This is a genomic window from Streptomyces sp. NPDC048664 (assembly GCF_040650555.1).
Classification (GTDB): domain Bacteria; phylum Actinomycetota; class Actinomycetes; order Streptomycetales; family Streptomycetaceae; genus Streptomyces.
On sequence record NZ_JBEZHK010000016.1, the window covers coordinates 108,395 to 128,882 of the forward strand.

At 72.2% G+C, this 20,488-nt stretch carries 21 protein-coding genes; 16 read left to right on the plus strand and 5 right to left on the minus strand.

All coding sequences use genetic code 11. The features are described from left to right. Positions 1–173: 173 nt before the first annotated feature. Positions 174–1,523 (minus strand): ABC transporter substrate-binding protein, encoded by a 1,350-nt coding sequence (locus AB0C59_RS19190; protein ID WP_363005990.1) that lies wholly within the window; start codon positions 1,521–1,523, stop codon positions 174–176. A 119-nt stretch (positions 1,524–1,642) separates the two neighbouring features. On the opposite strand from AB0C59_RS19190, the gene AB0C59_RS19195 reads away from it, so the two are divergent. After that, positions 1,643–2,143, plus strand: a complete 501-nt coding sequence (locus AB0C59_RS19195; RefSeq protein WP_363005992.1) for a hypothetical protein — start codon at positions 1,643–1,645, stop codon at positions 2,141–2,143. Between the two features lie 75 nt (positions 2,144–2,218). After that, positions 2,219–3,100, plus strand: a complete 882-nt coding sequence (gene purU, locus AB0C59_RS19200; protein ID WP_363005994.1) for a formyltetrahydrofolate deformylase — start codon at positions 2,219–2,221, stop codon at positions 3,098–3,100. A 69-nt stretch (positions 3,101–3,169) separates the two neighbouring features. Here purU and AB0C59_RS19205 read toward each other — a convergent pair whose 3' ends face one another. After that, positions 3,170–4,417, minus strand: coding sequence for a zf-HC2 domain-containing protein (locus AB0C59_RS19205; protein WP_363005996.1), 1,248 nt, complete (start codon positions 4,415–4,417; stop codon positions 3,170–3,172). Next, the gene (locus AB0C59_RS19210; RefSeq protein WP_363005998.1) at positions 4,414–4,998 is read right to left on the minus strand and encodes a sigma factor; all 585 of its coding nucleotides are present in this window, start codon (positions 4,996–4,998) and stop codon (positions 4,414–4,416) included. The genes AB0C59_RS19205 and AB0C59_RS19210 overlap by 4 nt, the downstream gene beginning before the upstream one ends. A 261-nt stretch (positions 4,999–5,259) precedes the next feature. Between AB0C59_RS19210 and AB0C59_RS19215 the strand changes: the two genes are divergently transcribed. Beyond that, positions 5,260–5,640 carry an STAS domain-containing protein gene (locus tag AB0C59_RS19215; RefSeq protein WP_363006000.1) on the plus strand — a complete coding sequence of 127 codons (381 nt, stop codon included), beginning with the start codon at positions 5,260–5,262 and terminating at the stop codon, positions 5,638–5,640. 220 nt (positions 5,641–5,860) lie between these two features. After that, positions 5,861–6,373, plus strand: a complete 513-nt coding sequence (locus AB0C59_RS19220) for an EF-hand domain-containing protein (RefSeq protein ID WP_363006002.1) — start codon at positions 5,861–5,863, stop codon at positions 6,371–6,373. On the opposite strand, the gene AB0C59_RS19225 is transcribed toward AB0C59_RS19220, so the two are convergent. Then, positions 6,357–7,880 carry an AMP-binding protein gene (locus AB0C59_RS19225; RefSeq protein WP_363006004.1) on the minus strand — a complete coding sequence of 508 codons (1,524 nt, stop codon included), beginning with the start codon at positions 7,878–7,880 and terminating at the stop codon, positions 6,357–6,359. The genes AB0C59_RS19220 and AB0C59_RS19225 overlap by 17 nt on opposite strands. Before the next feature lie 193 nt (positions 7,881–8,073). Here AB0C59_RS19225 and AB0C59_RS19230 point away from each other — a divergent pair, with 193 nt between their 5' ends. The 4 genes from AB0C59_RS19230 (at position 8,074) to AB0C59_RS19245 (ending at position 12,481) form a co-directional block, all read left to right on the plus strand. Continuing rightward, positions 8,074–9,267, plus strand: a complete 1,194-nt coding sequence (locus tag AB0C59_RS19230) for an amidohydrolase family protein (RefSeq protein WP_363006006.1) — start codon at positions 8,074–8,076, stop codon at positions 9,265–9,267. After that, a complete protein-coding gene (locus AB0C59_RS19235; RefSeq protein ID WP_363006008.1) occupies positions 9,267–10,421 on the plus strand; it encodes an acyl-CoA dehydrogenase in 1,155 nt (384 codons plus the stop codon). The genes AB0C59_RS19230 and AB0C59_RS19235 overlap by 1 nt, the downstream gene beginning before the upstream one ends. A 7-nt stretch (positions 10,422–10,428) precedes the next feature. Further along, positions 10,429–11,445, plus strand: coding sequence for an acyl-CoA dehydrogenase family protein (locus AB0C59_RS19240; RefSeq protein WP_363006010.1), 1,017 nt, complete (start codon positions 10,429–10,431; stop codon positions 11,443–11,445). A gap of 535 nt (positions 11,446–11,980) precedes the next feature. After that, positions 11,981–12,481: an ATP-binding protein gene (locus tag AB0C59_RS19245; protein WP_363006012.1), complete on the plus strand. Its 501-nt coding sequence runs from the start codon at positions 11,981–11,983 to the stop codon at positions 12,479–12,481. A gap of 258 nt (positions 12,482–12,739) precedes the next feature. Here the strand turns inward: AB0C59_RS19245 and AB0C59_RS19250 are convergent, their stop codons facing one another. Further along, positions 12,740–13,666, minus strand: a complete 927-nt coding sequence (locus tag AB0C59_RS19250; protein WP_363006014.1) for a cyclase family protein — start codon at positions 13,664–13,666, stop codon at positions 12,740–12,742. A 99-nt stretch (positions 13,667–13,765) separates the two neighbouring features. On the opposite strand from AB0C59_RS19250, the gene AB0C59_RS19255 reads away from it, so the two are divergent. The 8 genes from AB0C59_RS19255 (at position 13,766) to AB0C59_RS19290 (ending at position 20,483) form a co-directional block, all read left to right on the plus strand. Continuing rightward, positions 13,766–14,677, plus strand: a complete 912-nt coding sequence (locus AB0C59_RS19255) for an SDR family NAD(P)-dependent oxidoreductase (RefSeq protein WP_363006016.1) — start codon at positions 13,766–13,768, stop codon at positions 14,675–14,677. Positions 14,678–14,710: 33 nt separating this feature from the next. Further along, positions 14,711–15,877, plus strand: coding sequence for an acyl-CoA dehydrogenase family protein (locus tag AB0C59_RS19260; RefSeq protein WP_363006018.1), 1,167 nt, complete (start codon positions 14,711–14,713; stop codon positions 15,875–15,877). 30 nt (positions 15,878–15,907) lie between these two features. Then, positions 15,908–16,963 carry a Zn-dependent alcohol dehydrogenase gene (locus AB0C59_RS19265; protein WP_363006108.1) on the plus strand — a complete coding sequence of 352 codons (1,056 nt, stop codon included), beginning with the start codon at positions 15,908–15,910 and terminating at the stop codon, positions 16,961–16,963. Positions 16,964–17,416: 453 nt separating this feature from the next. Further along, a complete protein-coding gene (locus AB0C59_RS19270) occupies positions 17,417–17,725 on the plus strand; it encodes a hypothetical protein (protein WP_363006020.1) in 309 nt (102 codons plus the stop codon). Continuing rightward, positions 17,722–18,360, plus strand: coding sequence for a DUF5819 family protein (locus tag AB0C59_RS19275; RefSeq protein WP_363006022.1), 639 nt, complete (start codon positions 17,722–17,724; stop codon positions 18,358–18,360). Before AB0C59_RS19270 ends, AB0C59_RS19275 begins: the two co-directional genes overlap by 4 nt. Continuing rightward, complete coding sequence (locus AB0C59_RS19280) at positions 18,357–19,352, plus strand: HTTM domain-containing protein (RefSeq protein WP_363006024.1); 996 nt, start codon at positions 18,357–18,359, stop codon at positions 19,350–19,352. The genes AB0C59_RS19275 and AB0C59_RS19280 overlap by 4 nt, the downstream gene beginning before the upstream one ends. 119 nt (positions 19,353–19,471) lie before the next feature. Further along, positions 19,472–20,008, plus strand: coding sequence for a hypothetical protein (locus AB0C59_RS19285; RefSeq protein ID WP_363006026.1), 537 nt, complete (start codon positions 19,472–19,474; stop codon positions 20,006–20,008). A 64-nt stretch (positions 20,009–20,072) separates the two neighbouring features. Continuing rightward, the gene (locus tag AB0C59_RS19290) at positions 20,073–20,483 is read left to right on the plus strand and encodes a DCC1-like thiol-disulfide oxidoreductase family protein (protein ID WP_363006028.1); all 411 of its coding nucleotides are present in this window, start codon (positions 20,073–20,075) and stop codon (positions 20,481–20,483) included. Positions 20,484–20,488 lie beyond the last annotated feature (5 nt).

Below are 20,488 nucleotides of genomic sequence, written 5' to 3' on the forward strand. Positions count from 1 at the left end.
CCCAGGGGCGCGGGGAACTGCGCAAACCCCACGTCGGACCCGCAGTTCACCCACGACCGGCAGCCCCCCGAATCAGGGGCGCGGGGAACTGCGCGAACCTCACGCGAACCCGCACCCGCAGACGGACCGGACGCCCCCCGACAGGGGCGCGGGGAACTGCGCAGAACCCGCCCTCAGCCCGTCACCGTGCTCTCCAGCGTCCTGGCCACATTCACAAACCCCTCACGCGCGGCAACCAGCCGCCCCCCACGCACCGCCTGGAACGTCACGTCCGTGTTGACCAGCCGCGGATAATCCACCACGGCCGTCATGTCCTGCGACCGCCACCGCAGCGGCGGCGTCAGCCCCCCGGTGCCCACCGTGAGCCCGTGCTCCAGCGCGTAGCGGATCGTCCGCGCGGACACCTCCCCGCCCCCGAGCGACTCGACGACCTTCCTGAGCACGGTGTACGCGATCCACGTCGTCTGCACCCCCGCGTCCGCCGGATCGATCCGGTTGTCGCCGAAGGCCTGCTCGCGGATGACCTTCTTCATCGGGTCCCAGCGCCGGTCGGACGCCGCCGGGTACCAGCTGGTGACGTACGCCCCCTCGTACGGCCCCGACGCACCGCCCGAGGAGTCCACGACCGACTGGTCGACGCTGCCGAGGACGGACGCGGTGCGCACCGCCGGGAACTCCTCGCTCAGCCGGCGGAAGGAGTCCATGAACGTGCCGGTGCGCTCGTCGAGCGCCGGCACCACGCACCCCTTCAGCAGCGGATCCCGCGTCGCGCCGCGCAGCGCCTGCTCGGCCTGCGGGTCGAACGCCGTGGCGTCCTCGACGGCGCGCACGTCGGCCGCCGCCGGGTGCCCGCCCGCCTTGAGCCCCGAGTTCAGCAGAAGGGGGAGCGCGTCACCGGCGATGGTGTCCGGACGTACCAGGGCGACGGGACCGCAGGTCTTGCCCAGTTCCTCACCGAGTCCGGCGAGCAGCGCGGGCTGACCGCCGTTGATGGGGTAGGAGAGGATGCTCTTGAACTCGTCGTCGGTCAGCCCGTAGCCGCCGATGAAGGGGATGCCCGCCGCCTCCAGCGGGGACATGAAGGAGCTCGCGAACTGGCTGTAGGAGCCGACGACCGCGACGGCGTTCTCCTTCACGGCCCGCCGGGCGCACTTCGTGGCCTCGATCGAGTCGTTGCGGTCGTTGCAGGTCAGCACGTTGAGCTTGCGGCCGCCGATCCCGCCGCCCGCGTTGATCCAGCGCGCGTACGCCTTCGCCATGGCCGGAACGCCCGGCTCGTTGGTCGCGGAGGTGTTCTCGGGCGCCCAGGTCATCACGGTGATGGAGTCGTCCGAGGAGTCCCCGGACAGACCGGGGACCACTCCGCAGGCGGCGGTGAGCGACGAGCACGCCACCAGGGCCCCCACGGTCAGCAGCGCGGACCTGACGCGGCGGGCCGTGCCGCCGCCGCTTCGGGAGCCGGGAACTCGGGGGCGGAGGGAAGAAGTGCTGGAGGTGCTGGTGGTGCGTCGCCTGCCGGTCATGGACCCGCACGATTCCGCCACATCGCTAACCCGCGAGTGACCCATGGGTAACAGGAGGTGACATGGGGGTGAATTGCGGGGGGACACCGCCGGGGGGTTTCCCCCGGAACGTACGATCGGTGACTGTGCAAGGTTCGGAGACCTCTTCCCGTCGTGGCCGTCGCTCATCCACCATGGGCGGCATGCCGCTCAACGACATGCCGTGGTGGCGCTGGCGCAGCAACGTGCGTTCCGCGCTGCACATGCTCTCCGATCCCGCGTTCCAGCGGGACGTCTGGCTCGCCGGGGTCGACGGGTACGGTGACGTCACCGACGCCGTCTACCGCCTGGTCGAGGACACCTGGCTGGACAGCTGGTCCGCCGAGAAGTACGTCGGCACGATCTTCCGCGACTCGCAGGAGGCCGCGCTCGTCGACACCGCCGTGCTGCGGGTGCTGCGGATCATGCACCAGGTCGGTCCGGACGCTCCGGTGCAGGCCTACCTCGACCACGAGGGGTGGCCCGACGCCGTGCGGGCGGCCCGTGACGCCCACACGCGGCTCGCGGTGAGCGACGGCGAGGACCCCGAGGCGCCGCCGCGCACCCTCGAGGTGCTGCGGATCCTCACCCGGACCGCGTAGGGGCCGGGGACCCGACCCGTCCGGGTGGCGGGACGCGCGTCCGCCCGAGCCCGTGCTCGTGAGACCCTGGCCTGCATGAGTGAGCAGTCCACCCGGGCCGCGGCCCCCGCCGAGCAGTACGTCCTCACCCTCTCCTGCCCGGACAAGCAGGGCATCGTGCACGCCGTGTCGAGCTACCTCTTCATGACCGGCTGCAACATCGAGGACAGTCAGCAGTTCGGGGACCACGACACGGGTCTGTTCTTCATGCGGGTCCACTTCTCCGCCGACGCCCCCGTGACCGTCGACAAGCTGCGGGCGAGCTTCGCCGCGATCGGCGACTCCTTCCACATGGACTGGCAGATCCACCGGGCCGACGAGAGGATGCGGGTCGTCCTGATGGTCAGCAAGTTCGGGCACTGCCTGAACGACCTGCTCTTCCGGGCCCGGACCGGCGCCCTGCCCGTGGAGATCGCGGCGGTCGTGTCCAACCACACCGACTTCGCCGAGCTCGTGGGCTCGTACGGCATCCCCTTCCACCACATCCCGGTGACCAGGGACACCAAGGCGGAGGCCGAGGCCCAGGTCCTCGAACTGGTCCAGGACCTGGCTGTCGAACTGGTGGTGCTGGCCCGCTACATGCAGGTGCTCTCGGACGACCTGTGCAAGCAGCTCAGCGGCCGGATCATCAACATCCACCACTCCTTCCTGCCGAGCTTCAAGGGCGCCAAGCCGTACCACCAGGCCCACGACCGCGGTGTGAAGCTGATCGGCGCCACCGCGCACTACGTCACGGCCGACCTGGACGAGGGCCCGATCATCGAGCAGGAGGTCGAGCGGGTGGGCCATGACGTGACCCCCGACCAACTGGTGGCGGTCGGCCGGGACGTGGAGTGCCAGGCCCTCGCCCGCGCGGTCAAGTGGCACGCCGAACGCCGGATCCTGCTGAACGGCCGGCGCACGGTCGTCTTCGCCTGAGGCCTCGGCGGTCCCGGAGGTCCCGGCGGTCCCGGCGGTCCCGGAGGCCCCGCGGGCTTCTCTTCCCGGCTACATCCGGCTCAGCGACGCCGCCGCGAACAGCACGTCCCTGATCGCCTCCCGGTCGCCGGTCTGCCCGGTTGCCGCTTCCTCGGGCGGCACATGGCCCGCGGCCAGTCGGCAGAACTCCACCCCGTCGAGCGCGAGATGCGCCACCTCGGGCCCGGTGGCGACGTCCGTGCCGTCGGGAGAGTCGAGGGGGATCAGCCACTGGCCGCCGCCCGAGCCCTCGATCTGCAGGCGCAGGGCCCGGCCCGCCCGGTCGCCGGGCGCGGCGAGCCCCGCGCCGCGTCGTGCCCGCAGGGCGACGGGGAGCAGCCGCGCCCCCAGATCGATCAGCTGGTGCAGATGTCGCGGGGCAGGCGGCTCGTAGGGGTAGTGGACGGCGCGCGCGATGTCCTCCGCGTGCACCCAGCACTCGAAGGCGCGGTCGAGCATCGCGTCCCGCAGCGGCAACCCGAACCCGCCGTACGACACCGAGACCGCGGAGCCGGGGCCGCCCCCGCCGCCGGGTCCGTCGGCGTCCGCAGGTAGGAGGGACAGGGCCCGCACCAGCTCGCGGCTCTGCTCCCGCCAGGGAACGCGTACGGCACGGGTGGGCGGGAAGCGCGAGGCGCGCCAGTACGCCTCGGTACGGGTCTGCGGCGTGCCCTCGCCGCCGTCCGCCCGGCCGAGCGGGTCGTCGAGCCCCAGTGCCACGGCCACCAGCCCGTCGACGGACAGCAGATGGGCGATCACCCCGGCGACGGTCGTACGGCGGTCGGCCGGTGCCGTCCCGTCGAACCAGCGCAGGCGCACCGGCGCGTGCCACTCGGCGGTGCCTATGTCGTCGAGCAGGGCGTCCAGGCGCGCGGCCTCGGCGTCGTACGGGGCGGCCCAGCCGGGCACCGGAACGCGGGGCGGGCGCCGGTCGAGGCAGCTCGCGAGGACGCGGGCGCGCAGGCCCGGGTCGAGATCGAGGCTGTCCGGGCGGTGCAGCAGCCGCACCGCCGCGCGCAGTCGCCGTGCCTCGTCGGCGCACGGGCCGCAGCCCCCGAGGTGCGCTTCGACGGCCGCCGTCTCCTCGGGCGTGCAGGCGGTGAGCGCCCAGGCCCCCAGCAGCGACCTCAGCACCTCGTGCGTGGGCGCGTGCGGGAGCGGCGCGGCCGGGGCGGGATCGAGATCGGGCAGGGGCAGCCCGGTGTCCTCGACGGAGGGGCGCGGCGGCGGGATCCGGGGTGCGCCGTCGTGCGCGTCGGAGCGCTCCGAGGCGCTCACCAGCCGGCCTCCGCCTCGGGCGGGAGGGTGCCGGGGGAGTCCGTCTCCAGGGCCGCGGACAGCAGGTGCAGGCCCAGGCGGAGGCGGCTGCGGGCCTCGTCCGGGGTGATGCCGAGGTCGGCCGCGGTCTGGTGGTGGTCCCGGCGCTGGAAGTAGGCGCGCTCGAGCGCGTCGCGCAGCGCGGGGGGCATCGAGGTGACGATGCGGTCGGCGCGGGCGGCGACCGACGCGCCGCGCACCGTGCGCTCCACCTCCTGCCGCGTCCGCCCGCCGCCCGGGCGCAGTGCCGCGGTCTCGGTGGCGCGCAGCCGCTCGACGGCGAGCAGGTGGGTGCGCAGGGCGAGCCAGGACCGCAGGGAGCCCCGCCGCGGGTCGTAGGATCCGGGGTCCTCCCAGAGGCGGGCGAACACCTCCCGCGTGATGGAGTCGGCCGCTTCCTCCTCGCCGAGCACGCGGTGGGCCAGTCCGTGCACGAGCGGGGCGAACCGGTCGTAGCACTCGCCGAGCGCCGCCGCCTCGCCCCGGGCGAGCCGCCGCCGCACCCCGTGGTCCCACCGGGGCGGTGCGTCCTTCTGCGCCATGCGGCCCCCCTCAGCCCTGGTCTCCTCGAAGGTAGTCGGTGGTTCCGGATGTGCGGGTCCGGTGGCCGGGTGGGCGCATACCCCGCCTGTTGATGATCAGACTTGTTGAAATAAGACCATCACTGAACGAATTGGCTCGTTCGCGGCACGCTTTCGATCGGCGCTCCGGGGTTTCATGGAAAAGGGTCGGGGCAGTCGCGCCTGAAGGAAGCGAAGCGAGCGCTTCCGGTTCCAGTACGGTTGTGCAGGCAGACGGGAGGCGTGGCGGTGACGCTCGAAGTGTCCTTCTGGGAGCGTGGCGACTGGGCGGTGCTCGAGGTGTCGGGCGAACTGGACCTCGTGACGTCCCCGGTGCTGCGGCAGCGGGTGCACGACGCGGTGGCCGACGGACGCCACCAGGTCGTCCTCGACCTGTCCGAGGTCTTCTTCTGCGACTCCAGCGGGGTCGGTGTGCTCATCGCCACGCGGCGGCTGATCCGGTCCTGCCAGGGGCGGCTGCGGCTGATACTGCCGGGACGGGGCGGAGCCGAGGGCTCCCACGTCAACCGGGTGCTCGCCGCGCTCGGGGTACGGCGGCTGTTCGAGGTGCACCGGGACGTGGACTCCGCCACGGACGACGAGGCGCGACCGCTCTCGGCGTGACTCCGTACCGGTAGGTGGCCTCACGTGGGCTTCCCGCGCGCCGCGCGCGCGTCCGTCGGGGCGTGCCTCGGCGTGTCGCCGTCGTGACCGCGCCACACTGTTGTCCCAAAATTCCTGCGATCTTGGTACAAGCGACGCTTTTCGCCTCCTCCGACAACCGGAGCGTCGTACGCTCCGTGCCGATACACCCCCGATGTGATGTAAGGCGGCCCCAGAACACATGGTCAGTACCGAGTACGAGCGCAGGATCGCCGCCCGGTTCGCCACCTTCGACCAGGACGGCAGCGGCTACATCGACCGCGAGGACTTCAACATCGCGGCCAAGGCCGTCCTCACCGAGTTCGGCACCGCGGCCCGTTCCGAGCGCGGACAGGCCCTGTACGCCGGAGGCGAGGCCTTCTGGCAGGGCATGGCAGGGATCGCGGACCGGGACGGGGACCAGCGCATCACCCGTGAGGAGTTCATCGGCGGCGCGGTCAAGCGGCTGCGCGACAACCCCGAGCGGTTCGCGGAGATCGCCCGCCCCTTCCTGCACGCCGCGCTCGCCGTGGCGGACGGCGACCACGACGGCACGGCCACGGTCGAGGAGACCGTCCGGGTCCTGCGGGCCCTCGGCGTGCACGAGGACATCGCGCGGACGGTGACCGCCTCGCTCGACGTGGACGGCGACGGCAAGGTGGGCGAGGGCGAGATCGTGGCCGCGGTCGCGCGCTACTTCACGGTTCCGGAGTGACGGCCGCCGCGTAGCGTTCGCGCAGCTTGTACTTGAGCACCTTCCGCAGGGTCTCGCCCCGCGGAAGGGCGTCCACCACCTCCACCTGCTCGGGCAGCTTGTGCACGGAGAGCCCCCGGCCTCGCAGGTGCGCGGTCACGGCGGCCAGGGTCGGCGCCGGGGTGCCCGGCGCCCGCTCGATCACCGCGCAGACCCGCTCGCCGCGCTCCTCGTCCGGCAGCCCGATCACCGCGACGTCCGCGACGCCGGGATGGCCGTGCAGCAGGTCCTCGATCTCCTTCGCGGAGATGTTCTCGCCCTTGCGGATGATGACGTCCTTGAGGCGCCCGGTGAGCACCAGATGGCCGTCGGGGGTGAGCCGGCCGAGGTCGCCGGTGATGAGGAAGCCGTCCGCGTCGAAGGCCTCGGCCGTCTGCGCCGGGTCCAGGTAGCCCCGGCAGACGGCCTCCCCCCGCAGCCGCACCTCCCCGTCCACGATCCGTATCTCCATCGACGCGGGAGGCCGCCCCTCGGTGGTCGCCAGGTTCTCGTCGGAGTCGTCCGGCGACCCCATGGTGATCATCGGCACCTCGGTCATGCCATAGCCGTGCGTCAGCCGCACGCCCATCTCGTCGACGACCCGGTGGTAGAGCTCGGGCGGCTTCGGCGCGCCCCCGCCCGCCAGCAGCCGCAGGCTCGGGATCAGCCTCGTGCCCGGCCGCCTGCGCTGCTCCGCCAGGAACATCGAGTAGAACGCCGTGGAACCGCCGGCCACCGTCACCCCGTGCCTGCGGTACTCCTCCAGCGCCTCCGGCAGCGCGAACTGCTCGAACATCACCGCCGGGAACCCGTACAGCAGCAGCATCACGGTGTAGTCGGGGCCGCCGATATGGGCGTACGGGAAGGCGATGGAGCCCACGTCGTCGGGCGAGAGGTGGAGGGCGTGCGCGAGGCAGGAGCCGCCCGCGATCAGTGAACGGTCCGTGTGCAGCACGCCCTTGGGGTCGGAGGTCGTCCCCGAGGTCCAGTAGATCCAGCGGACCGCGGTGCCCTCGGTGGGCGGCCCGGGCAGCACGGCCGGGTCGCCGTCGGGCAGGGCGTCGCCGTCGTACACCTCGAAGACCCCCGTCGCGTCGAGCCGCCGCGCCATCGCCGCGAAGTCGTGGCCGCGCCAGGTGCCCGGCACCGCGAAGAACTCCGCCTTCGCGCCGCGCAGCGCGAAGCCGACCTCGTGGTCCCGGTAGAAGGGGATGACCGGTGTCTGCACGGCGCCGAGGCGGGCGAGCGCGAAGGACAGCAGCGCCGTCTCGATACGGGTGGGCAACTGCCAGGCGACGACCGTGCCGGGCCGTACCCCCATGCCGTACAGCCCCGCCGCCACCCGCTCCGCCCGCTCGCGCAGCGCTCCGAAGCTCAGCGAGCGGTCGCCCTGCAGGAGGACGGCCCGGTCGGGGGTGAGGGCGGCACGGCGTTCGACCAGCTCCCAGAGCGTCCGGGAGGTGCCCAGCGCGTGTGCGGTGTCGTTCACGGCGGCTCCCTGTGCCTCAGGGACGTCCGGCGCGCGTCCCACGGAACTGACGGTTAGTCAGATCGTGCGCAGAGCGTAGGGCGCCCCGCCTTGTCGGTCCAGGGGTGCGGGACTAACCTGCCCATGAGGAAAATCTGACGGGTCATCAGATCGGGACGCGTCAGACGGAGGGGACCGAAGGGGACTGGAGCTCATGACCGAACTGCCCCGCATCATCAGCGTCGACGACCACGTGATCGAACCCGCGCACCTCTTCGACACCTGGCTGCCGAGGAAGTACCGGGACCGCGGCCCCAGGCCGCTCACCGCGGGGATCGGCGAACTCGCCTACGTCGGCGGCAAGTACCAGATCACCATGGACCCGGACGGCCCCGCGACCGACTGGTGGCTCTACGAGGACCTGAAGTTCCCGTACAAGCGCAACATCGCGGCCGTCGGCTTCGACCGCGACGAGATGACCCTGGAGGGCATCACCCGCGAGGAGATGCGCCCCGGCTGCTGGGACCCGGTCGAGCGGCTGAAGGACATGGACCTCAACCACGTCGAGGGCAGCCTCTGCTTCCCCACCTTCCCGCGTTTCTGCGGCCAGACCTTCGCCGAGGCGCACGACAAGGAAGTGGCTCTGGCCTGCGTCCGCGCGTACAACGACTGGATGGTCGAGGAGTGGTGCGGCGACAGCGGCGGCCGGCTGATCCCGCTGTGCCTGATCCCCCTGTGGGACATCGACCTCGCGGTGACCGAGATCCGGCGCAACGCCGCGCGGGGCGTACGGGCGGTGACCTTCTCCGAGATCCCCACCCACCTCGGACTGCCCTCCATCCACTCCCGCCACTGGGACCCCTTCTTCGCCGCCTGCGAGGACACCGGCACCGTCGTCAACATGCACATCGGATCGTCGTCCCAGATGCCCGCCGCCTCCCCGGACGCCCCACCCGCCGTGCAGGCCTCGCTCTCCTTCAACAACGCCATGGCCTCGATGATGGACTTCCTGTTCAGCGGGGTGCTGGTGCGGTTCCCGCGCCTCACCCTGGCCTACTCCGAAGGGCAGATGGGCTGGATCCCGTACGCCCTGGAGCGCGCCGACGACGTCTGGCAGGAGCACCGGGCCTGGGGCGGTGTGCGCGACCTGATCCCCGAGCCCCCGTCGACGTACTACTACCGGCAGATCTACTGCTGCTTCTTCCGCGACAAGCACGGCATCGCGTCCCTCGACACCGTCGGCCGCGACAACGCCACCTTCGAGACCGACTACCCGCACGTCGACTCGACCTTCCCGCACACCAAGGAGGTCGCCCTCGACCACGTCAAGGGCCTGGACGACGAGACCGTGCACAAGCTGATGCGCGGCAACGCGATCCGCATGCTCGGACTCGACCTGGACCGGTAGTGGACCTCACGTACACGCCCGAGGAGCAGGACTTCCGGGCACGGTTGCGGGAGTGGCTCGCCAAGGCGCTGCCGGCCCTCCCGCCGAAGCCGTCCCCCGACGACTGGCCGGGCAGGCGCGCCTACGACCTCGGCTGGCAGCGGATGCTCCACGACGCCGGCTACGCGGGCCTGCACTGGCCCGCGGACGCCGGCGGGCGCGGCGCCACCCCCACCCAGCATCTGATCTTCCTGGAGGAGGCCGAGCGGGCGGGGGCGCCCTACGTCGGCGCGAACTTCGTGGGCCTGCTGCACGCGGGCCCCACCATCGCCGCCGAGGGCACTCCCGCCCAGCGGGCGCGCTGGCTGCCGCCCGTCCTGCGCGGCGAGGAGGTCTGGTGCCAGGGGTTCAGCGAACCGGACGCCGGCTCGGACCTCGCCTCGCTGCGCACCCGCGCGTGGCGGGACGGCGACGACTACGTGGTCAGCGGCGCCAAGATCTGGACCTCGCACGCCGAGGTCGCCGACTGGTGCGAACTGCTCGTGCGCACGGACCCGGACGCGCCCAAGCACCGGGGCATCACCTGGCTCGCGCTGCCCATGGACGCGCCCGGCGTCACCGTGCGCCCGCTGCGCACGCTCGCCGGCTCCACCGAGTTCGCGCAGGTGTTCCTCGACGAGGTGCGGGTGCCGGTGGCCAACCGGGTCGGGGCGGAGAACGACGGCTGGCGCGTGACCATGGTGACCCTCTCCTTCGAGCGCGGCACGGCGTTCGTCGGCGAGGTGGTGGCCTGCCGCCGCGTCCTTGGCGAACTGGCCCGCGAGGCCCGCCGCAACGGCCGCTGGGACGACACGTCGCTGCGCAGGAGACTGGGCCGGCTCCACGCCGAGTTCCGCGCGCTGTGGCGGCTCACCCAGTGGAACGTGAGCGAGGCGGAGCGGACGGGGGGCGTGCCGGGCGTGGGCGGCTCGGTCTTCAAGCTGCGCTACTCGCACGCCCGCCAGGAGCTCTACGACACCGCCGCCGAGGTACTGGGCGCCGCGTCCCTCGATCTCGGCCGGCCCTGGGTGCTGGACCGGCTGTCGTCGCTGTCGTACACCATCGCGGCCGGCACCTCGCAGATCCAGCACAACATCGTGGCCGAGCGGATTCTGGGCCTGCCGAAGGGACGGTGACGGGACGGTGCGCTTCCAACTCACCGACGATCAGAAGGCGCTCAAGGCCGGGGTGCGGGACCTGCTCAGCGGCCGCTTCGGCGCGGGCGAGCTGCGCGCCGCCGTCGCCCGGCCCGGCGTGCTCGACCGCGCGCTGTGGCGTGAGCTGGGCGCGGCGGGCTTCTTCGCGCTCCGCCTGCCGGAGGCGGAGGGCGGGGTGGGCCTCGGGCTGCCCGAGGCGGTGCTCGCCTTCGAGGAGGCGGGCCGGGTACTGCTGCCCGGGCCGCTGGTGGCCACGCACCTCGCGGCGGGGCGGGTGGCGGGCGCGGCGACCGGCGAGGCGGTGGTCACGGCCGTCTGCCCCGGCGGGCTCGTGGAGTGGCTGGAGGCGGCGGACACCGTGCTGGGGGATGCCTCCGGCGCGGCCCCCCTGACCTCCGTGGACCCCCTGACCCCACTGCACCGCCTGCCCCCGGTCCCGCCCGGGAGCGTGTACGGGGCCGGGACCGCATCCGCGCCCGGGACCGCGTCCGGGGTCCCGACGCCGCACGGGAGCGCGCCCGCGCCCGGGGTAGCGCGTGCTCGGGTGGGCGACACGCCCGGCGTTTCGGGCGGTGGCACAGCCGACCCGGTCGGGGTGCTGCTCACCGCCGCCGAACAACTCGGCGGCGCGGCCCGCGTCTGCGAGGCGGCGGTGGCGTACGCGCGGACGCGGGAGCAGTTCGGGCGGCCGATCGGGGCCTTCCAGGCGGTCAAGCACCTCTGCGCGCAGAGCCTGGTGCGCGTGGAGACGGCCCGGGTCGCGGTCTACGCCGCCGCCGTCACGGCCGATCCCCTGGACATCGCCGCCGCCCGCCTGCTCGCCGACGAGGCGGCCGTGCGCGGCGCCCGCGACTGCCTGCAGGTGCACGGCGGCATGGGCTTCACCTGGGAGTCGGACGTGCACCTGTTCCTGAAGCGGGCATGGGTGAGGACACAGCGCACGGGGGAGAGTACGCACAGTGAGGAACTGCTGGCGGCGGAGCTGCTCACGGAGGCCGGGTAGGCGGTGCCCCCGCGCCGCCGCCCGACGTGCGCGCGGGCCCCTGGGCAGGCGCTTTGCGGCGCTCGGGCCGACCCGGGGCGTGGGGCGACCGCCGGGAATGTCGCTGATTGTGGCGCTCTCGCGTCACGGTGCGTTGATACCGGGTTGTGTCCTACGCGTGACTTGTCACGGACTGGAGTCGGCGGGCGGCTCCGGTACCTTGTGTGGGATGCGAGCGGTACCGAGTCCGATTCACCCCGGTGTGACCCCAGTGGTGGCGCCGGATCCGGTGATGCGCACGGCTCCGGAGGCCGGGCGTGCGGTCGCGCCCGCCTGTTCGACTCGTCACGGCAAGCGTCGCACAGTATGCCGCACAGGTACTCCTTCGCGCTGGAATATGCCCGAAGCGCTTGTTGGGGTGACTGTACGTCAACCATGCTGTCGGGCGAGGGAATCACGGTCCGTGATCCTGGTTCCTGCCATGCAGAAAGTGACCACGATCGTGGCCCTTGCGAGGCGCGAGGCGATGTGCCCGCCGGTTCGGATGGTGTGAGCGGTGCAGGTGCTTCAAGTGCAGCTGGAGATCCGGCCCGACCCCGCGGAAGTGGGCCGGGCTCGCCGATGGACCCGCTCCCGGCTCGCCGGGTCGGGCATAGCGGACGACGAGCCGCTCGCCGAGACGCTGATCCTGCTCGTCTCGGAGCTGGTCACCAACGCGGTGGTGCACACCGGGTGCCCCGCCGTGCTGCGGCTGCTGCTGACGGGGGTGCGGGACGACCCCTCGGGCGCCGTGGCCGGCATGGTCCGCCTGGAGGTCGCCGACGCCAGCGCCCGACCGCCCCAGCCCCGGCACGCCTCGGGCGAGGAGACGGGCGGCCGCGGTCTGGAGCTGGTGGACGGGCTCGCGGACCGGTGGGGCTGGGACCAGGAGGGCGTGGGCAAGCGCATCTGGTGCGAACTGGACCGCTGCGCGGCGTCGGTCGCGTCGGTCACCGGCAAGGCCTCGGTGTACGGGGCCGACACGGTGACGGCGGAGTTCGCGCTCGGGGCGCTCTGAGGGCCGCTCGCGGGCGCTCCCGTGGTGGCCCCGCGCCGGCACGCGCTTCCGCGCGCGTCCCGCACAAAAGGGAAGTACGTGAGGAAACCCCTGAAGTGCCGTTGACGCCGGGTGTCCGCTTCTTCACGCTCGTATGCGGCGGATTCGCCGCGAGGAGGCGCCGAGGGCTCCGGTGACGGGAGCCCTCGACGGTGTCGCCGTGCCGCACCGCGCCGTGCCGCGCCATACCGCCCTGCCGCGCACGCCTCGCGTACGCGCTCAGAGGACGGCCACCGGTGCCACCGGAGTCCCCGTGCCGCCGACGAACGGTTCGGGCATGGCCGACAGCAGGAAGCTGTAGCGGCCTTCTTCTCCACAGGCTGTGGACAACTCTTCGAGATTCCAGTTCTGCCCCTGGAGCATCCCCATCTCCACAAGGTCGAGGGCGTGCACGGGCAGCCACAGATCCTCGATCTCGGGAGGGAAGATCTCGAAGGTGAGCGTGTCGTTCGCGACCGCCGCCACGTCGCGCGCGTGGAACCACTCGGGGGTGCGCACGGACAGCCCCGGCGACGGATACCCGTACGCGTGCTTGTCGCCCGCGAGGGCGGCCTGGATCTGCCCCGTCCGCACGAGCACGACGTCACCGGCGCGCACCCGCGTCCCGGCGAGATCCTCGGCCGCCTGAAGGTCCTCGGGGGTCACGGCGTGCCCGCCCTCCAGGCGCGCCACCCCGAGCGCGCGGGGCACGTCGAGCAGCACTCCGCGCGAGACGATGTGCCGGGACTTGTCGATCCCCGCGAAACGGGCGCCGTCATGGGGGGTGATCGTGTCGGCCGGGCGCCCGTTGTAGAGCCTCCCGGAGTGCGAGACATGGGTCAGCGCGTCCCAGTGGGTGGCGCACTGGAGGCCCATCGTCACGGCGTCGTCGCTGCACGCCACGGTGCCCGGGCCGAAGATCTCCTGGTTGATCTGCACCATCACGTGGAGCGGGTCGACCCGCCCGGGGATCATCCCGGTCTGCACCCCGTCCCGGGTGAGCGGCAGGGCGAGCGGGACGCGCCGCCCGCTGCGCACGCAGCCCACCGCCTGGCGCACCACCTCGTCGGTGATCAGGTTCAGGGTCCCGATCTCGTCGTCCCGGCCCCAGCGCCCCCAGTTGTTCACGCGCGCGGCGATCTCGTGGAACTCGGCAGGCAGCGACATGAGTCCTCCCCGGGGCTTGTCTCCGCGCGTGCGGCGAGTCATAGAATCTAACGAACCGTCAATCTAACGAACCGTCAGAAAATCTGGGAGGGGCCGAGCATGGGGAACTTCTTGACGGGCAAGGTCATCGCCGTGACCGGAGCCGGCCGTGGCATCGGGCGCGCGGTCGCGCTGGCCGCGGCGGCCGAGGGCGCGCGGGTCGTCGTCAACGACTACGGGGTGTCGATGGAGGGCGCCTCACCCACGAGCGAGATCGCCGAGGCCGTCGTCAAGGAGATCCAGGCCGCGGGCCAGGAGGCCGTCGCGGTCGCCGACGACATCTCGACCATGGCCGGCGGGCAGCGTGTCGTGGACGAGGCCCTGGCCGCCTACGGCCGACTGGACGGCGTGGTGTGCGTGGCGGGCATCCTGCGCGAACGGATGCTGTTCAACATGACCGAGGAGGAGTGGGACCCGGTCGTCGCCACCCATCTCAAGGGCACGTTCACGGTGTTCCGCGCCGCGTCGGCGGTCATGCGCGCCCAGCGCTCGGGCACGCTGATCGGCTTCACCAGCGGCAACCACCAGGGCTCGGTCGCGCAGGCGAACTACAGCGCGGCCAAGGGCGGCGTCATCTCCCTCGTCCGCAGCGCCGCGCTCGGGCTGCACAAGTACGGGGTGACGGCCAACGCGGTGGCACCCGTGGCCCGTACGCGCATGTCGGCGAACGTCCCCCTGGAGCTGAAGGAGATCGGCGAACCGCGTGACGTGGCCGCCCTGGTGGTCTACCTCCTCTCGGACCACGCCCGCCGGGCCCGCATCACCGGGCAGGTGTACACGATCGCGGGCCCCAAGCTCGCGGTGTGGGCCCAGCCCAGGGAGCTGAGGGCGGCGTACGCGCAGGACTCCTGGACACCGGAGTCGATCGCCGAGTTCCTGCCCACGTCGGTGGGCACGGACCCGATGCCGATGCTCACGCAGCTGGAGGCGATGGAGCGGGCGGCCCGGGAGGGCGCGCGCCCCAACGCGTGACCCCGCACCTGCCCACCAACCCAAGGCGGAGACATGGACTTCGGGTTCGGCCCGGAAGACGAAGCGTTCCGGCGTGAGGCGCGCTCCTGGCTGACGGCACGGCTCGCGGGCCAGGAGGCCCCGGACCGCCGCGCATGGGAGCGCACGCTCGGCGCCGCCGGTTGGATCGGCCTCGGCTGGCCCGAGGACGGCCACGGCAACCGCCGGGCCACCCTCACCCAACAGGTCGCCTGGGCCGAGGAGTACGCCCGCTCCGGCGCGCCCCCGCGCTCCGGGCACATCGGGGAGAACCTCCTCGCCCCCACCCTCGCCGTCCACGGCACCCCCGAGCAGAAGGCCCGCTTCCTGCCCCCCGTCGCCCGGGGCGAGGAGCTGTGGTGCCAGGGCTACAGCGAGCCCGGCGCGGGCTCCGACCTGGCCGGCATCCGCACCACCGCCCTGCGCGAGGGCGGCTCGGGCGCGTACCGCGTCACCGGCCAGAAGATCTGGACCTCGCTGGCCCACGAGGCCGACTGGTGCTTCGTGCTGGCCCGCACCGACCGGGAGGCGCGCCGCCACCACGGGCTGACGTTCCTCCTCGTGCCGATGGACCAGCCGGGCCGCGTCGAGGTCCGCCCCATCCGCCAGCTCACCGGGACCAGCGAGTTCAACGAGGTGTTCTTCGACGGCGCCACGGCCCGCGCCGAGCACGTGGTCGGGGGCGAGGGCAACGGCTGGCGAGTCGCGATGAGCCTGCTCGGCTTCGAGCGCGGTGTCTCCACCCTGGCCCAGCAGATCGGCTTCGCCCGCGAGCTCGGCGACGTCATCCGCACGGCACGGGAGACGGGCGCGGTGGACGATCCCGTCGTACGGGACCTGCTGGTCACCCAGTGGGCCGAGCTGCGGACGATGCGCTGGAACGCGCTGCGCACCCTGGGCGGCGAGGCGGCGGACGCGGGCGCCCCCAGTGTCGCGAAGCTGCTGTGGGGCGGCTGGCACCAGCGCCTGGGTGAACTGGCCGTGCGGGTGCGGGGCGCGGCGGGCGCGACGGGTCCGGCCGACTGGTCGGCGCGCGCGCCCTACGAACTGGACGCGCTCCAGCACCTGTTCCTCTTCAGCCGGGCCGACACCGTCTACGGCGGCTCGGACGAGATCCAGCGCACGATCGTCGCCGAGCGGGTGCTCGGCCTGCCGAAGGAACCAAGGGGACCCAAGGGCTGAGGAGTTGCCATGTCAGGTGTCACAGGCGGGATCACAGGAGTCCTCTACGACGGCACGCGGCCGCAGGTGGTGGACGATCTGGAGGTACGGGAGCCGGGAGCCGGCGAGGTGCGGGTCTCGATCCGCGCGGCGGGGCTGTGCCACAGCGACCTGTCCGTGGTGGACGGGACCATCCCGTTCCCGGTCCCCGTGGTGCTCGGCCACGAGGGCGCGGGCGTGGTGGAGTCGGTGGGCGAGGGCGTGACCCACGTCCGACCGGGCGACCACGTCGCGCTGTCCACCCTGGCGAACTGCGGGGCGTGCGCGGAGTGCGACCGGGGCCGGCCCACGATGTGCCGCCAGGCGATCGGCCGCCCCGGGCAGCCGTTCACGCGGGGCGGCCGCCCGGTGTACCAATTCGCGTCCAACTCGGCTTTCGCGCGGCGGACCGTGGTCAGGGCGGTGCAGGCGGTCCGCATCCCCGAGGACATCCCCCTCACGTCGGCCGCGCTGATCGGCTGCGGCGTGCTGACCGGCGTGGGCGCGGTGCTGAACCGCGCCCGGGTGGACCAGGGCGACACGGTCCTCGTCATCGGCACCGGCGGGATCGGCCTCAACGTGCTCCAGGGCGCGCGCATCGCAGGGGCGTCGCGGATCGTGGCGGTGGACGCCAACCCGGACAAGGAGGGGGTGGCACGCCGGTTCGGGGCCACGGACTTCCTCACCTCGACGGGCGGGGTGAGGGACCTGCTCCCGTCCGGCGCCGACCACGCCTTCGAGTGCGTGGGCCGCGTCGAGCTGATCCGCGCGGCGATCGACTCCCTGGACCGCCACGGCCAGGCGATCCTGCTGGGGGTGCCCCCGGCGACGGCCGAGGCGACGTTCCTGGTCTCGTCCCTGTACCTGGACAAGTCCATCCTGGGCTGCCGCTACGGCTCCTCACGCCCCCAGCGGGACATCGCGCTGTACGCCCGGCTCTACCGCGAGGGCCGGCTGCTCCTGGACGACCTGGTGACGGCGACCTACCCGGTGGAGGACTTCGAGAAGGCGGCGGCGGACGCCCACGCGGGGAGGGTGGCGCGGGCCGTGCTCACCTTCCAGCCGTAGCCGACGGACACAGCAGTTTCGGCCAACCCTTCCCCGGGGAGGCGCCGGAAGTGGGACGACCATGATCATCGAGAGCGCCTCGGGCCTGTCCGGGTTTGCGCAGGTGTGAAGCTGCGATCCGGAAGCGGTCCTGGTGATTCCGCCTGGCGGGTATTGGTCGTTTCCAGTCGCACAAGATCGATAACGACAGGAGACGTCGACTCCGGGTGTGCGAGTATCTGTCTCACGGGGATGTTTCTGGAGGGCCGGATTCCGGTTTTTCCAGGGCGGCATGCTGACCACATGCCGCGGCACCCCCGTGACCGACAGGGGGAGTCCGGCGCTTTCGATCCGTGGGCGTCGGCATCGGCAGCGCGATTCCGCGCTGCCCGTACTCCATCCCTCTTCTGCTGCCCGGCACGTGCCGGGCATCGACAAAGCCTGCCCTGAATCGAGCAGGCGTAAGGAGAGAAGATGAAGAAGCTGTTCGCCGTGGCGGGTGTCGCCATAGGTGGTGTCGCTGCCGTGCTGAGCATGCAGGGAACCGCGCAGGCCGCCGCGCCGAAGGCGGATTCCACTCCGGCGGTCGTCCGGCCGGACGCCGCGAAGGCGCCCGCCGGCTGGGGCAGCCTTCTGGGCAAGGCCGTCGTGCACGGCCGTGCGGCCTGCCCGCACGTGGCGAAGGCCGCGGGTCAGGTGGCCAACGACCTCTTCGGGACCCATGTGGCGCCCGCCAAGGGCGTCGGTGGGGTCGAGGCGGTTGACACGGTCTTCGACAAGTGACCGAGCACGTTGTTCTCAGGAGGGCGGTCCTCGTGACGGGGGCCGCCCTCCTGGGCGCCTACCTCGCCGTCGCGGCGCTGACGCAGGCGCCGCTGAATCCCGTCAAGCTCCGCTACTACGACAAGGTCAATTCGGTGACGGAGCCCTATCTGTCGCAGAACTGGATGCTTTTCGCCCCGGACCCCCTGTCGGACGACCGCGGAGTTCTCGCGCGGGCCAGGTGCGGAAACGGACAGGTCACCGGATTTTACGACGTCACTCGTCCCTATGTGGCGAGAGTTCAGCATGACCGGTTCTTTCCCTCGCGTATCAGCAGGCTCGTGAGTGGGACCATCACGCAGCTGGACACTCCCGATCCGGTTCTGGCGCGACTTCGAAGCAATGAAGTGGAGAAGAAGAAGCGGCAGGTGCCCCTCCTGCCCTACGAGAGGAATGCGCGGAACCAGGCGGAGACCTTCCTGGCGCGGTATTCGATGTCCCAGTTGCAAAACACCTGCGACGGCTCGCCCTCCGCTGTGCAGGTGCGAATCTATGTGCACGCACTGCCGTCCTGGTCGCAACGCAGGAATCCCTTCGCCAAGGGAACGACCCGCTTCGAGGACCTGCGGTGGCGGAATGCGGAGGCGGTCAGGTGAACAAGCTCAACGCCGCGCTCGACAGGTGGGCTTCGGTGCCCTTCGGCGTGGTCGGTGTGTCCGGAACCCGTGCCGTGCTGGGATTCGTCGGTCTGATGTTCTACGTCAGCCAGTACGCCGACAGGAACTACCTCTTCGGGCCTGACGCCGTCCTGCCCTGGCACGACTTCGTGTCCCAGGTCCATGAGAACGGCTCCTTCAGCCTGTACGCCTGGAGTTCGTCCGAGGCGTGGTTCCAGCTGATCTTCCATCTGGGCCTGATCACCGCCCTGATGGTGACCCTGGGTATCGGTGGCCGCGTCGGACTCGCCTGCCACTGGGTGTTCCTGTGGTCGCTCTACGAACGTCAGCCGGTGCTGCTCGACGGCGGCGACAACCTCGCCTACCTGGTCATCCCGATGCTCCTGGCCACACGCTGCTACAGCCGGTTCTCCTTTCCCTCCGGCGTCGCGGACAAGGTCGCCCGGCGCCTGCCGACGCACCTGCGATCACTGACGACGCCCCTGCACAATCTGGGCGTTGTGGCCATCGCGGCCCAGATGTGCCTGGTGTACGTCGTCAGCGGCCTGTACAAGGTGCAGGGGCAGATGTGGCAGGACGGCACCGCCCTGTTCTACGTGCTGCGGGTTCCGGAGTTCACGCTGCCCGGTGTCTCGCACCTCGTCTACGACCATGACCTCGCGGTCGTGGCCGGGACCTACATCACGGTCTTCTTCCTCGTGTACTTCCCGCTGGGCGTGCTGGTACCCGCCCTGCGTCCCTGGGCCGCCGCCATGTCGATCAGCTTCCACCTCGGCATCGCGCTGTTCATGGGCCTCACCGGTTTCGCTCTGACGATGATCGCCTGCGACCTCGTCTTCCTCGACAGGGAACTCGGCAAGGCCGTCTCCATCGTGAGCGAGCTGGCCGTCCGGCTGCGCCGGCGGGCCCGGCGTGAGGGCGGTCCGACGGGGCGCACCGCCGAGGGCGCGCTCGTGGAGGAGGCCGGGTAGCCGTCCCGGTGCCCCTGGCCGGAAACCGCGCGTCGGGGCCGGGCGCCGGGCAAGCTCACTGGTTCAGCGGGTCGGCCCGTCGCGGCGGGCCGACCCGAGCGGAAGGAGAACGGACGGCAATGGAAGCAACCCCGCCCCACGAACGCGACGACGGCATCACGGTGGGGCTGTTCTGGGTCACGGCGGACGGCGTGTACGTCGGAGCGCCGACGACGGCACCGGCCCCCGAGGTGGTCCTGGAGACGTCGGGGCCCCGGGTCAAGGGCCCGGACCCGCACGCCTTCGCCTGGTCCGACGTCACCGAACTCGAGGTCACCGAGGTCCCGGTGCGCTCCACCGTGCAGCGGTGGGCGCTGCACGCGGCGACGTTCGCCGCGGCGGCGCTGGACGCGTGGGTGCCCGGCAGCCCCACCGAGATGACCGTGTCCATCACCACGCCCGACGGCACCGTCACCACGCCCGTCCACTCCAGCGCGGCCGTCGCCTACTCCCCGCGCGAGATCGCCCTCTCCCGCCGGTTGATCGGCCACTTCACCCAGGGCACCGCCACGCCCGCCGTCATCACCGAGTGGTGGGCGAACCAGACACGGCCGGCCGGGATCCTCCGGTCGCGCGAGCGGGAAGCCGTCCTCGAACTCTGGCTCGCCCGAGCCTGACCGACGGGCTCCCTCGCCCCCCCGAACCCGCACGTCATGGACCAACGGACCGAAGGACAAGCCCGTGCGCTCCGACCCCTCTGCAGCCGACAGCCCCGCCGCACCCACGCTGGCCTTCGACGGTGACTGCGGATTCTGCCAGGCGACCATCACCCGCCTGCGCCGCGGCGCGAGACCGCGGATGAGGGCCACGCCCTGGCAGGCGCTGCCCGACCACATCACCCGGCCGCACCGCGAGCGCCTCGACAGGGAGGTCCTCGTCCTGCGCGAGGCCGACGCGGTGAGTTCCGGCGCGCAGGCGCTCGGTGCGTACCTCTCCTCCTCCCCCCGCCGCCGCTACCGGGCCGCGGGACTGCTTCTGCGCGCCCCCGGCGTCAGGCAGGCCGCTCGTCTCGTCTACCGGCAGGTGGCCGCCCACCGGCACCGCATGCCCGCCGGTACGGCGGCCTGCGCGCTGCCCCGGACGCACGGCTGAGGCCG